Raw genomic sequence first — 12,305 nt, 5'->3', positions numbered from 1 at the left:
AGCCTAAAAACTGATCGATTAAATCCATAGCCCGACACAAACAATAGTACCAAGCAGTATCAATTAGCGGCGAGGAACCATCGTGGCAATATTGATATTAGCCAGAGATACGCGCTGCGGCGGAGTAGCAGGCATGGACATATTGCGAGCCATATTCAAATAGTTCGACGGATCGCCAGCCTTCGCTTGCTGTTCTTGAGGAACAAAACGGCGAACTGTACTCTGCCAAATGATTTGCGGGAAGCCAAGCTGCGAGCGGTGGTACTCGTTGTAGCGAGGAGTCTTCAAGTTGAAAGGAGTTTCCCCTCCAACACGCTGAGGCAAAATTCGGCGTTTTTGGTAAGGAATTGTATCGTAGCCGAAGTTGTCGAGGTACTCATCGCTATTGACCAATTCGTCAATAAACCCTTGAGGCCCCTTGGTTGCAACTACGATCGACCAAGCAATCTTTTCGCGATCGCTGTAAACATCCCGGCCCAAAACGCGCTGCACGCACATTTCCACAAACCGGTAGTTGCTGTTAGTTTGGTAATTCCGTTCCAAGAAAGGCCCCGAAGTCGCCAAACCGCGAATGAAATCCCGCACAGTAATTTGGCCGAACTTGAGTTGCGACTCCAAAGACTTTTGGCGGTTGCTCTTGAGGATTTGGTGTTCGCTGTAAATCTGACGATATCCAGCCCAAATCAAATTTTCCATGTCCCCGGACGAGAGCACATTTTCAGTTGTGAAAACTCTGGGCTGCTCGTCGCCCCCTACTTCATAACCAGCAACGCGCTGGTTTTGACTCTTGGGGGCGTAGCTTAATAAAGGAAGCGCCACGTTAAAATCTCCGTTATCTCAAATTTCAGAAATAGTTGACACCGCGAGCTGCCAGCATAACGGATACAACTAACCAACATACAGATTAGGGGATTCCCGCAATCTAAATCCGATTTTCCTGAATTTTTGCAACAATCTGTAACATTTGTTGTCAGTGGGCAGTGGGCAGTGGGCAGTGGGCAGTGGGCAGTGGGCAGTGGGCAGCAAAATAAATTACCAGCCCAGAGCCGAGTAAAACTGGCTGGGAGGGGCTTGATCCTCTGCTGCTGGCTTAGCTGCATCGGAGTCTGGTTGCACGCGAACTTCCGTACAAAAAGTCGATGTGCTGAAACCGCCAAAGCGCTTTACCGCACTTGTCCGCATCCGCACGTTCGGAGTCGCAAACCAAAAACGCTCGATCGAACTCATGGTCTCGTATTCGGTAATCAGCAGCAGCGCATCTTCATCATCCATCTCAAAACGGCCAGCCACCGGCACAATTTCCGCGTAGCCCCGTTCCCGCAACATCAAACCCTGCCGCGGATTTTCAGGATCGGGGACGATCGCGAATACGGTAGACCCCTTATGATTCTCATCATCCTTATCCCACGCCATAGTGCCGTGCCAAGTCACAAACGCTCCCCCAGCAGCCCGACTCGGATCGACTTCGTGCATCTGGCAAATCTCAGCCACTCGATCGTCATCCGCACCCAGCGCCGTTACTTGAATATTTGAATCTCCAATCTCCGCTTGGCGAAAAGCCAGATGGTGAGTGCTGCGCTGCGATCGCCACTCCCCAGCACTGCTCTGAAAAAACTCCATTGCATCCATACAAAATAGCTCCTTTGGCTTAGGCTTCCCGGTTTTTATCCCTGTTTTATGATAAAGCTCCCCCCACTTAGATGTACTTTTGCGACACAAATTAGTTTCAAAATGTGTACTTTGGACATATTGTCAAGCAGATGTTATGATAGTTTACAATAGAGGGAACACAACAAAGCCTGCGGAACGTCATTCCGATCTATCTCGCATCGATCTCACGTAACAAACTGGAGGAGCGATTTTATGGATATGCCTACAACCAGCCTCAGCATGGAACAGCAGTTTAAATTGCAAGTGCTGCGCGAACAAGTCAAAACATTGAGTCAAGACCAAGCTCAGGAATATTTGCTAGAAGTGATGCGGCAAAACATGGTCAAAGAAAACCTGTTAAAGTATTGGATGAAGAAAATGTGAACTCTTTTAAAAATTCTTCCCAAAAAAATCAGCGACTTGTATCTGCAAAAAGTACGATCGAGCTTTTAAACATAAAAACCAAGAATCCCGGCTCCTCCAAGAAACCGGGATTCTTCAGTTATCAAGAAATTGGGTTTAAAACCCTTTCTTCAGTGGCCGGCTTTTTCCATAATTAAGTAATGTAACATAGTATTGACTTTGGGGGCAATCAATTCTAGTCTAAAATTAGATTTTAAGGATTAAGTATCTCGCTGCAAAGCCAGGAAAAATCGTAATTAAAGTCAATCACAAACAACTAAAGATCAAGTTTTAGAAATGGTACGCGGGCCAGGACGTGAAACCAGGGATTTTAAATCCCTAAACGCTTGAGGAGCTTGTTGTAAGACAAGGATAGCAGCCCACCTTTTAAGGCAAAAGGATTGCGCCCAAGAACCCACGCTTGCGCGGGATATTAAGATCGAAATGTCTTAAGAATCCTCGTGCCTGTCTGCCGAGGAGTGTCAAGTCTGAATTGGTTCGTAGTAAGGACTTTAGTCCTGTGACGGATGAGGACTAAAGTCCTCACTACGAACCAATTTGATTGTCGTCGTTCGTGTAGGGCGATTGTTTCAACCTGTTGGAGACTCCGGCAAATCAACCAAAACGGCCGCTAACATAATCCATAGTAGACTCTTCCTTCGGATTTTGGAAAATCACCTCAGTCCTGTCACACTCCACAAGATAGCCAAACCGCTTTCCATCGTCAGAAACTTTAGCATTGAAAAAAGCAGTCAAGTCAGAAACCCGAGTAGCCTGCTGCATATTGTGAGTAACGATCACGATTGTATACTTCTCCTTGAGTTCCCGCATCAAATCCTCAATCTTAATCGTCGAAATCGGGTCAAGAGAAGCGCAAGGTTCATCCATTAATACTACATCAGGATTAATTGCGATCGCCCGAGCAATACACAAACGCTGCTGCTGGCCACCCGAAAGCGAAAAACCGCTTTGCTTCAGCTTATCCTTTACCTCATCCCACAAATAAGCTTGTTTGAGCGACTTTTCCACCAACTCATCCATATCTCCCTTATAGTTATTCACCCTCGCACCGTAAGCAATATTGTCATAAATCGACTTGGGGAAAGGATTCGGCTTTTGAAACACCATCCCAATCTTGCGGCGCACCTCCACAGCATCAATATCAGGATCGTAAAGATTTTGACCATGATAATCAATTCGGCCTTCTAAACGAAAACCATTAACCAAATCATTGAGGCGGTTAAAGCATCGCAGAATCGTACTTTTACCGCAGCCAGACGGCCCGATTAAAGCAGTAATCTGATTTTTAGGAATCTCCATGCAAACATTTTTTACCGCATGAAAAGCGCCGTAAAAAATATTGATATTCTCAGTACGTAAAACAGTTTCAGTCTTGTTTGCCAAATTCATCATACACTGAATACTCCAATCGAATTGTATAGGGGAAAGGGGGAGAGTAGGAGAGTGGGAGAGTGGGAGAGTGGGAGAGGGAGAGGGGAAAATAACGAAAATCGACAAATCTTACTTCTTCTTTCTTCCTGCTTGCTGCCAACTGCCAACTGCCAACTGCCAACTGCCAACTGCCAACTGCCAACTGACTAATAAACCTTTTGGCGAGTAGCCCAACGAGAAAGAATACTCGTCAGCAAAACCATCAACACCAAAATTAAAGAAGCAGCCCAAGCCAACTCTTTTTGTGCCTTAAAAGGAACCGTTGCAAAGTTGTAAACCAAAACCGAAAGACTCGGAGTTGGCTTATCAAATCCAGCCGGCCAAAAAGGCGAATTCAGCGCCGTGAAAATCAAAGGAGCAGTTTCACCAGCAGCGCGAGCAACTGCCAAAGTCACACCAGTTAAAATAGCCGGAATTGCCGCAGGTAAAACCACCTGCAACACTGTTTGATAATTAGAAGCACCCACACCAACCGACGCCCATCTAATATCTTGCGGGACAATTTGTAGAGCTTCATCAGTAGTCCGCACAATCGTCGGTAACATGAGCACAGCCAGCGCCGCGCCTCCTGCAATTGCCGAAAAACCTCCCATATTTACCACGAACAAACCGTAGGCAAATACACCTGCAATAATCGATGGAACTCCGCTGAGGACATTAGTTGCAAAGCGCACCCAGCGAGCGATTTCACCGCTGCTGAACTCTGACAAATAAACGGCGGCTAATACGCCAAAAGGAACAGCAATTAGAGAAGCAATTCCTACGGTCATTAATGTACCGATAATTGCGTTAGCGATACCGCCTCCCGACAGTCCAGGCGGGGGTGGCAATTTGGTAAATAAGTCTAAATTTAGGCGGTTAAAACCCTGTATGGTTACGTAGGAAAGGACTGCAAACAAAGGCAGCAGAGTGATAGCCATACAAGCTCCAGCTATTCCGGTCATCGCCAGATTTAACAGAGTTCTAGGGCTATTTTTGACCTTCTTTAAACTGCCTACTTTCTGTTCTAAAGAATTCTCGTCAGGGACGGGATTTGACATAAATAAAGCTATTAGGAAATTGCGGCAAACTTCTAGTTGTACTTGGCTCTTACTTGAGAAACAATCCACTCGGCCAAAACATTAACAATCAGCGTCATGATAAACAGAATTAGTCCCGTGTACATCAGAGCAGACACTTGCAAGCCGGAAGCTTCGGCAAATTGATTTGCCATCAAAGAAGCAATAGTATTTGCAGGAGCTAGCACTGAAGCACTTAACTGATTGGAATTGCCAATTAACAGGGTGGCTGCCATTGTTTCTCCCATCGCGCGGCCCAGGCCGAGCATGATTCCGCCGACAATCCCGGAAAAAGCTGCGGGTACTAGCACTCTAAAAATTGTTGTCCAGCGAGTTGCTCCCAAACCTAGAGATGCTTGTCGCAATTCGGGCGGGAGACTGGCTAAAGAGTCGCGGGAGATAGCAGTAATAATGGGCAAAGTCATGATTCCCAAGATTACTCCGGCAGGTAACATTCCCGGGCCAACTGGCGGAGTGCTAAAAATCGGCAGCCATCCAAAGTTACCGTTGAGAAACTTTCCGATGCTGGTAAGTATGGGAATCAATACAGCAATTCCCCACAAACCGTAGACTACGCTGGGAATGGCGGCTAAAAGTTCTACTAAAAAAACTAAAGCTGTGCGTACTGGGAGCGGCAAAAAATCTTCGCTCAGGAAGATTGCAGTCCCTACTCCTAATGGTACCGCAATTAGGAGCGCGATCGCCGAACTGACGATCGTCCCATAAATCATCGGCAGCGCGCCGTACTCTTCTTTAACCGGATTCCAGCTACTGCTAAATAGAAATCCCAAACCGTACTGTTGAATCGCAGGTAACGCTCTATAAGCAACCGTCACGGCGATTACCAGCAAGATTACACCCACTCCGATGCCCAAAATGCGCGTCAGCCAGATAAAGGCTTGGTCTAACGACTTTTCTGCTCTTGAGCGCGATCGACTCTCTAATTGAGGGCTATTATTATCTGAAACCATAAACAAAAAACCCAAATAATAGTAGTGAGAAAGATTAATTTTAAGAAAAAGCTAGCTGGAAGAAAGCAGAAAGAAAAAGAATAAAAAAATCAAAGGGGCGGGTTGATTAATCCCGTGACTTTTCAACAAATATTTCTGGTGAAGCCCGCCGCTTTGATTTTGAAAGACGTAGATTGTGATTTACCTTTGGGTGGGGGCGGGTTTACGAGATTATTGGTTTTAGGCAATTATTGTTGGTGAATCCGCCCCTACAGAAATATTTCTCTTCTTTCTTCCTTCAATCGCTATTTGGCAACTTCAATTTTGTAGTCGGCGCTGATGCCGTCGGCCGCCGCGGCTACTTTTTCTTTAACACTTGCAGGCAAAGGAACGTAGCCCAATTCAGAACTAACTTTTTGACCTTCATTTAAGCCGTATTCAACCATTGCCTCGATGGTTTTAGCTTTGTTGGGGTCAGCAACTTTTTTGGGGACGAGCATCCAAGTGTAGGTGACAATTGGATAGGATTCAGCGCCTTCTGGGTCTTCGATAAATGCTCGCAGGTTTTCCGGCAGGGGCACTGTTGCTAGAGCTTTAGAAGCTGAGTCGTCGGTAGGTGTGACAAAGGTGCCTGCTTTGTTTTGCAAAGATGCAAATTTGACGTTGTTGTTTTTGGCATAGCCGTATTCTATGTAGCCGACGCTGCCTGCGGTTTGCAGGATTTGGGCTGTGATGCCTTCGTTGCCTTTTGCACCAATAAAAGTACCTGTTTTGGGCCACTCTACTGTTTTGCCGTCACCTACTGCGGTTTTCCAGTCAGGGCTGATGGCACTCAGGTGTTTGGTGAAGACGGCTGTTGTACCGCTACCGTCGGAACGGTGGATGACGGTGATGGCTTGGTCTGGCAATTTAGCGCCTGGATTGGCTGCGGCAATTTTGGGGTCGTTCCACTTGGTAATTTTACCTTGGAAGATTTCTGTGTAAACATCCCGTGGCAGTTTGAGTTCGGGTACGTCTGGCAGGTTGTAGCCGATAACGATGCTGCCGGCTGTCATGGGCAACAAAATCACGCCTTTGTCTGCTGGAACTTTGGCGATTTCGTCGTCTTTCATGGCGGTGTCGCTAGCGCCAAAGTCTACTGTGCCTTTGGTGAATTGTTCGATTCCGGCGCCGCTACCTACTGATTGATAGTTAATTTGTACTTTGGGGTTGATTTTGTTGAAGTCTTGAAACCAACGCTGGTATAGAGGTGCGGGGAATGATGCGCCTGCTGCTGTGATTGCTACGTCTGAGGCGAGGGCGAGTTTGGTGTTGGTTGCTGCTGCAACGGGGGCAGCGCCGGGGGTTGCTGCGGTGTCGCTGCCGGGGCTGGGGCTGCTGCTGGTGGTGCTGCCACCGCCGCAAGCTGCTAAGCTGAGGGCGATCGCCATAGCAGAAATTGCTGTGGTAACACGATTCGGATTTATCAAGTTGATACGAAAAATCATAAGTATAGAAATTTGCGATCGTTATACGGGTGTCGCGCACTAGCATATCGCGCGAAAGTAAAGCTTAGGTTAAAAATCTTTACATTTTATCTTAATCTAATGTTAACCAAGATTAAATTCATTCATGAGCTTGACAAGTGTGATTTTTTTAGATATATGCCAAATAAATTAGTAGAGAAACAAGGATGCGATCGCGCGATCGCGAACAATTCCACATTAGGCGATCGGCACATCCAGACTTGAGAACCATAAAACCCTACAATGGTGGTTGTTTTGACAAGGTGCTAGTATTGAGAACTTAAATGCTGCTAGCGTTGAAGCTGGCATCTGAGGAATACCTTCTGACGAACACCGTTTGACGATCATGCCTGCTCCTATCGAATTAATCTGGGCTGTTATTGGTTTGCTCCTAACGATAGGAGGCACTTTTTTGCCTGCATCTGTGACAATGCCGATCGGGTTTTGGGACGATCGCGGACTTCAGGCGTACTCTTTAGGTGTTACCTATCAAATTGGAGCAGTATTGCTAGTAGGCTGCATGGGTGGCAAAAATGCGGCGGCTCTCTCGCAAATTGCCTATTTGGTATTAGGATTGACTTTGTGGCCAGTTTTTGCTCAAGGTGGCGGCATCGGCTACATTAAAGAAGCGAGTTTTGGGTATTTGTTGGGTTTCGTGCCTGGTGCTTGGGTGTGCGGCTGGGTCGCTTTTAAGGTTGCTTCGCGGTTGGAATCGATCGCTTTTAGTTGTTTGTGCGGTTTATTTACAGTTCACGCGATCGGCTTAATTTATCTGATTTTTAATTACTTGCTGATTCCGGGCAAAAAAACACCTTTATTGAATGAGATTCTAAAATATTCTGTTTATCCTCTACCGGGACAATTGGCTGTGGTTTGTGCGATCGCACTTCTGTCATTTACTTTGCGCCGCTTGATGTTTTATTAATTGGGGAATTGGGGCATAGGGCATAGGGCATAGGGCATAGGGCATAGGGCATTGGTAATTGTGCAAAATTGGGTTATAGTATCATTCTGCAACGGGAAAGTCATCTCGCTGCGGGTGGGAAAGATCGGCTAAACTGCTGAAACGCGAGATTTGAGTGAATTATCCCATGCCCGATGCCCTATCTTTTATTCCCTAATCCATGCGTTTTAAAAGAAATCCCTTGTTCTGGGTTGCTGCTATTATCAGTTTAGTTTTAGACCACCTGAGCAAGTTTTGGGTGGTGCAAAATTTTGACTTGACGGTTCCTCCGCAGACTCAGCCGCTGTTACCGGGGATATTTCACTTCACTTATGTTGTTAATACCGGTGCGGCTTTTAGTTTGTTTAGCAATGGTGGGGCGAGTTGGTTGCGCTGGCTGTCTTTGGGTGTGAGTGTGGGATTGATGATTTTGGCTTGGTTCGGGCCGCGAATTAACCGCTGGGAACAAGCTGGCTACGGTTTGATTTTGGGGGGCGCACTGGGTAACGGGATCGATCGATTTATTTTGGGCCACGTTGTAGATTTTATCGATTTTCGGATCATTCGGTTCCCGGTATTTAATCTGGCCGATGTGTTTATTAATGCTGGGATTATCTGTTTGTTGATTGCAACTTTTCACGGTGCACCGCCGCCGAGAAACCGAGATGATAGCGATTCTATTTCAGAGTAATAGGATTTTTCTCAACTCTTTGTACGACATAATTGTTGGCGGAGTCAAACGAATGTTGTTTGCACTCTGCTGGCGATAACACAGGTGCTTCGCTACTCGAAAAGTCGATTTTTTTGAGAGATTGTGAATGGCGACGCACCCTACGGCTTTCTCACTCATTTACCAGAAGAATTGGTTGAAAGCCTCTCCCTTTGAGGGAGAAATTAAAATCAGACTATTCATTATTCCAATCCTCGAACTTAAGGGTAGAGGTCGCTATCAAACTGTCAATTGTCAACTGTCAACTGTCAACTGTTGAAACTAACCCAACGATTCGATTTGATTTATAACCGGGAAAAACTCGATCGACCTTTTCCCCATCCAGCCGTAAATGACTCTGCAACAAAGTAGCAATTACATCTCGAAAATCCGTCGTCACGGCTAAATCGCGCTTTTGATACAACTGACTTTCATCCAATCCCGGCCACTCGCCATAAACTTTGCCGCCCTTAATATTACCACCCAAAAGCCACATCGCATTTCCGTGTCCGTGATCCGTGCCGCCGTTACCGTTTTCGCGCACAGTGCGGCCGAATTCTGAGATAACTACGATCGCACTTTCGGAGTAAACATCACCCAATCCCTGCACCAAATTCGCTAAACCCTGTCCCAGGGGGCGCAATCTTGCGGCTAATTGGCCTTGGGAACTTCCTTGATTGATGTGGGTATCCCAGCCTCCGAGGGCGAGGAAAGCTAGCTGAATGCTGGAGTCTCTCGCCATCAGCCGCCCCAATTGCGTCGCGTCGCCGGGGAAACCATCGGCTAAGGGTGCGCCGTTATTGGCGGCTTTCATTTCTGCATCCAAGTTAGCCAGCAGGGTTTGGCGGGCGGCGCGACTTTCTCGATATGCTTGACCTAGTTGGTCGCTATCGCTGTAAAGTCGATCGAATGCGGTACCGATTTGGGGTTTGTCAATGGCGATCGGGCGGCTGGCATTTTTACCTAGTCTAAAGCTGGCAACTGCCATTTTTCCCGACAGGATGCGGGGTGTGGAGGTGCCACCATTCAGGGCTTGGACGGGGGAATTGGCGGATATGACTGACAGCAGGCGGTTCATCCAGCCGTCGGGGGTCTTGTTTTTGCCGGGAGTGCCACTTTCCATGTAGTCTTGCGCCTCAAAGTGCGATCGGGTGGGATCGGGAGAACCGCAAGCGTGGGCAAATGCGAGGGTTCCTTGCTGCCACAGCGGGGCGATCGCGCTGAGTGCGGGGTGGAGTCCAAAACGGCCGTCAAGGTCGATCGCACCGCCTTGCAGCCCCGGTTTTGGGATAGCTATTTTGGGTCGAGATTGATAGTAATTCGCTTCTTGGTAGGGAACAATTACGTTTAAGCCATCGACTGCGCCGCGCAAAAAGATGACAATTAATCGTTTGCTGTTCTTGGGTGCGGCGGCTTTCACGGCTAAACCGTGGAGTCCGACAGACATAATTGTCGAAGTTGAAAGCAATCCGGTTTGGATTAAAAATTGGCGTCTGTTCATGGTAATGGGTAATGGGTAATGGGTAATCGGTAATGGGTAATGGGTAATCGGTAATGGGTAATGGGTAATTGGTAATTGGTAATGGGTAATGGGTAATTGGTAATGGGTAATGGGTAATGGGTAATTGGTAATTGGGAATTGGTAATTGGGAATTGGTAATTGGTAATTGGTAATTGGGAATTGGTAATTGGGAATTGGTAATTGGAAGTTAAAGTGCTAACGCTCTTCCCTCTGGGAGCATCTCAGTTTTACAAGAAGCATTTTTTATTGTAGTGCTGTCCCCGCTCGCGTGCTTATACACCCACGCGAGTTCTCGACAGCACTATAAATGCAAAACTGAGATGCTCCCTTCCTTCTTCCTTCTTCCTTCTTCCCTCTTCCTTCTTCCTTCTTCCTTCTTCCTTCTTCCTTCTTCCTTCTTTTATCGGCGCATAAATTCTGGACTGCCCAAAATCAAAGCGGGGCGTAAATTAGCCGGACTGGAGGCGATCGCACTTTTGGTATTCGCCGAGAAATCATTCCCCAAAATATTAGCTAACTGCGACGGATCTATTAACTGGTTGCTATTTCTCGGGCCCATTGGCAAAGAGGAGTTAGAAGGAGTTGCGATCGCAGGTAACATCCATCCCGACTGATTGTTGTCAGCGGGAGGAGAGTTTAAATACAAGGGATTGGTGGCCAAAGCCGTGACAAAACTCAACCGACGGGCGATCGCATCTGGATTCAGCCAAGCATCTTGAGTATTCTTGTAACCGTCGGGAGTTGGGCAGCCGTAAGGTGCCATTCCTAGCTGTAGCAAAGTTGTGTACAGCGGTTGAAAATTTTCTACTGTCTTATTTGTCGATCGCACCGCCGATATAACGTATTGGTAGGGAGTTTTAAACTTAGCGCTGTAATTTTTTTTATCCCAGAATTCTCGGCTGCGGAACAAAGTATTTAAGACTTCGCGGATATCTCCATCAGTTTCGAGAAAGCGCTGGCTGAGGCGATCGACTAACGCATTTGGCGGGCTGTCAGCCACAAAATATTGAGCTAATTTATAACTGACGTGTTTGGCTGTGGCTGGGCTTTTGGCTAAAATAGTTAAAGCTTGTTTTCCCTCGGTTTCGCCCGAACCTTTGATAGTTTTCCCGAGAAATATTTTATCGCTAAAATCATGGCGTTTGGCATCAAAATAAAAGCTGTAACCGTCCTTTTCAGATGGTCGCGGCCCAAATCCCCAGCCTGTAAAAATGCGAGCTAATGCGATAACATCTTGTTGCGTATAACCCCCATTGACGCCTAAGGTATGCAGCTCCATTAACTCCCGCGCATAATTCTCATTTAATCCCCGAAATCCGCCTTTGGCTCCGATACTTTTTGGATCGGTATTTTGCCAATTATCTAAATAATACAACATGGCAGGATGACGGGAAGTTGCACCTAGCAAGTCCCGGAATTTTCCCAGAGCGTAGGGTCTAATTGCTTCTTGTTCGTAGGCTCCTACCCAGAGTTTATTTAATCCTTTATCTGAGTAAACATTAAAGTGATTGTACCAAAAATCCACCATAACTTCTTGCAATTGGCGGGGACTTTCTGCCGATCGCAATAAACGAGCTTTAACTGCTTCTTGGAGAATTATCCGAGCCTTGATGCTGGCGGCTCTGATTGCTTCTGGCGTTGGTTTTTGACCGTTTTGCGATCGGCGGACACCGTATTCGACAAAGAGTTCTGCTGGTGTTTTTTGCAGGGTTTCTAACCTGTTGATGCGAGAGGTAAGGTTCTGAGGTTCGGGGATGGTTTCTGGGGAGAGTTGCTGTTGGATGTAATTTTCTGTGCCGTGCGATCGCACTTTTTCGATATCGCCCAATCGCGGGCCAAAACTAATGCGGTTGAGGAGATGCAGGATTTTGGAATTGTCGGGGGGACTGGCGGCGCTGCTGGAGGCGATCAGTCCCAGCCACAAGTATAGCGATACTGCCCCATGTTTGAGTTTCAGTTTCATAGTAGCTGCTGGGGGAACTATTGGTTAATTCTGTATGCCTTAGACTGGTTGGGCGGCAAAAAGGTTCAATAGTTTAGGATTTCGGCACTGGCGATGGAAAACCGGATTTTTTAACCAAATACTTGCTTAAAACTCTCAATAAGAGTTAAAA

General features: G+C 46.8%; 13 protein-coding genes. 4 read left to right on the top strand and 9 right to left on the bottom strand.

Annotation, left to right across the window (positions count from 1 at the left end; all coding sequences use genetic code 11):
- Window positions 1-63 precede the first annotated feature (63 nt).
- Together JGK14_RS05215 and JGK14_RS05210 are read right to left on the bottom strand one after the other, a co-directional pair.
- Window positions 64-819, bottom strand: coding sequence for a phycobilisome rod-core linker polypeptide (locus JGK14_RS05215; RefSeq protein ID WP_293175615.1), 756 nt, complete (start codon window positions 817-819; stop codon window positions 64-66).
- 213 nt (window positions 820-1,032) lie between these two features.
- Window positions 1,033-1,629 carry a phycobiliprotein lyase gene (locus JGK14_RS05210; protein ID WP_293189795.1) on the bottom strand — a complete coding sequence of 199 codons (597 nt, stop codon included), beginning with the start codon at window positions 1,627-1,629 and terminating at the stop codon, window positions 1,033-1,035.
- Between the two features lie 234 nt (window positions 1,630-1,863).
- Between JGK14_RS05210 and JGK14_RS05205 the strand changes: the two genes are divergently transcribed.
- Window positions 1,864-2,034 (top strand): NblA/ycf18 family protein, encoded by a 171-nt coding sequence (locus JGK14_RS05205; RefSeq protein WP_293154509.1) that lies wholly within the window; start codon window positions 1,864-1,866, stop codon window positions 2,032-2,034.
- Between the two features lie 633 nt (window positions 2,035-2,667).
- On the opposite strand, the gene pstB is transcribed toward JGK14_RS05205, so the two are convergent.
- The 5 genes from pstB to pstS all read right to left on the bottom strand — a co-directional run bounded on the left by pstB (window position 2,668) and on the right by pstS (window position 6,999).
- Window positions 2,668-3,465, bottom strand: a complete 798-nt coding sequence (gene pstB / locus JGK14_RS05200; RefSeq protein ID WP_442921428.1) for a phosphate ABC transporter ATP-binding protein PstB — start codon at window positions 3,463-3,465, stop codon at window positions 2,668-2,670.
- Window positions 3,440-3,646: a hypothetical protein gene (locus JGK14_RS05195; RefSeq protein ID WP_293281108.1), complete on the bottom strand. Its 207-nt coding sequence runs from the start codon at window positions 3,644-3,646 to the stop codon at window positions 3,440-3,442. The genes pstB and JGK14_RS05195 overlap by 26 nt, the downstream gene beginning before the upstream one ends.
- 4 nt (window positions 3,647-3,650) lie before the next feature.
- A complete protein-coding gene (gene pstA / locus JGK14_RS05190) occupies window positions 3,651-4,544 on the bottom strand; it encodes a phosphate ABC transporter permease PstA (RefSeq protein ID WP_293175621.1) in 894 nt (297 codons plus the stop codon).
- A 32-nt stretch (window positions 4,545-4,576) separates the two neighbouring features.
- Window positions 4,577-5,533: a phosphate ABC transporter permease subunit PstC gene (gene pstC / locus JGK14_RS05185; RefSeq protein ID WP_293175623.1), complete on the bottom strand. Its 957-nt coding sequence runs from the start codon at window positions 5,531-5,533 to the stop codon at window positions 4,577-4,579.
- A 284-nt stretch (window positions 5,534-5,817) separates the two neighbouring features.
- Window positions 5,818-6,999 (bottom strand): phosphate ABC transporter substrate-binding protein PstS, encoded by a 1,182-nt coding sequence (gene pstS, locus JGK14_RS05180; protein WP_293175625.1) that lies wholly within the window; start codon window positions 6,997-6,999, stop codon window positions 5,818-5,820.
- A gap of 99 nt (window positions 7,000-7,098) precedes the next feature.
- Here pstS and JGK14_RS05175 point away from each other — a divergent pair, with 99 nt between their 5' ends.
- The 3 genes from JGK14_RS05175 (at window position 7,099) to lspA (ending at window position 8,651) form a co-directional block, all read left to right on the top strand.
- A complete protein-coding gene (locus JGK14_RS05175; RefSeq protein ID WP_293224395.1) occupies window positions 7,099-7,242 on the top strand; it encodes a hypothetical protein in 144 nt (47 codons plus the stop codon).
- A 121-nt stretch (window positions 7,243-7,363) separates the two neighbouring features.
- Window positions 7,364-7,942 carry a biotin transporter BioY gene (locus JGK14_RS05170; protein WP_293175627.1) on the top strand — a complete coding sequence of 193 codons (579 nt, stop codon included), beginning with the start codon at window positions 7,364-7,366 and terminating at the stop codon, window positions 7,940-7,942.
- A gap of 199 nt (window positions 7,943-8,141) precedes the next feature.
- On the top strand, window positions 8,142-8,651 hold the full coding sequence (lspA, locus tag JGK14_RS05165; RefSeq protein ID WP_293175629.1) for a signal peptidase II: 510 nt from the start codon (window positions 8,142-8,144) through the stop codon (window positions 8,649-8,651).
- 280 nt (window positions 8,652-8,931) lie between these two features.
- Here lspA and JGK14_RS05160 read toward each other — a convergent pair whose 3' ends face one another.
- Both JGK14_RS05160 and JGK14_RS05155 read right to left on the bottom strand, forming a co-directional pair.
- Window positions 8,932-10,170: a DUF1501 domain-containing protein gene (locus tag JGK14_RS05160; RefSeq protein WP_293189792.1), complete on the bottom strand. Its 1,239-nt coding sequence runs from the start codon at window positions 10,168-10,170 to the stop codon at window positions 8,932-8,934.
- Window positions 10,171-10,591: 421 nt separating this feature from the next.
- A complete protein-coding gene (locus tag JGK14_RS05155) occupies window positions 10,592-12,154 on the bottom strand; it encodes a DUF1800 domain-containing protein (protein ID WP_293281111.1) in 1,563 nt (520 codons plus the stop codon).
- Window positions 12,155-12,305: the final 151 nt, after the last annotated feature.

It is taken from the genome of Microcoleus sp. PH2017_28_MFU_U_A (genome assembly GCF_020738035.1).
Lineage (GTDB): Bacteria > Cyanobacteriota > Cyanobacteriia > Cyanobacteriales > Microcoleaceae > Microcoleus.
This window is presented reverse-complemented; position numbering and strand designations above follow the sequence as displayed.

Coding starts and splice junctions, on each gene's coding strand:
- pstB (WP_442921428.1), bottom strand. CDS start 3,465: ATGATGAATTTGGCAAACAAGACTGAAACTGTTTTACGTACTGAGAAT.
- JGK14_RS05210 (WP_293189795.1), bottom strand. CDS start 1,629: ATGGATGCAATGGAGTTTTTTCAGAGCAGTGCTGGGGAGTGGCGATCG.
- pstS (WP_293175625.1), bottom strand. CDS start 6,999: ATGATTTTTCGTATCAACTTGATAAATCCGAATCGTGTTACCACAGCA.
- JGK14_RS05160 (WP_293189792.1), bottom strand. CDS start 10,170: ATGAACAGACGCCAATTTTTAATCCAAACCGGATTGCTTTCAACTTCG.
- JGK14_RS05170 (WP_293175627.1), top strand. CDS start 7,364: ATGCCTGCTCCTATCGAATTAATCTGGGCTGTTATTGGTTTGCTCCTA.
- JGK14_RS05175 (WP_293224395.1), top strand. CDS start 7,099: ATGTTAACCAAGATTAAATTCATTCATGAGCTTGACAAGTGTGATTTT.
- pstC (WP_293175623.1), bottom strand. CDS start 5,533: ATGGTTTCAGATAATAATAGCCCTCAATTAGAGAGTCGATCGCGCTCA.
- JGK14_RS05205 (WP_293154509.1), top strand. CDS start 1,864: ATGGATATGCCTACAACCAGCCTCAGCATGGAACAGCAGTTTAAATTG.
- lspA (WP_293175629.1), top strand. CDS start 8,142: ATGCGTTTTAAAAGAAATCCCTTGTTCTGGGTTGCTGCTATTATCAGT.
- pstA (WP_293175621.1), bottom strand. CDS start 4,544: ATGTCAAATCCCGTCCCTGACGAGAATTCTTTAGAACAGAAAGTAGGC.
- JGK14_RS05155 (WP_293281111.1), bottom strand. CDS start 12,154: ATGAAACTGAAACTCAAACATGGGGCAGTATCGCTATACTTGTGGCTG.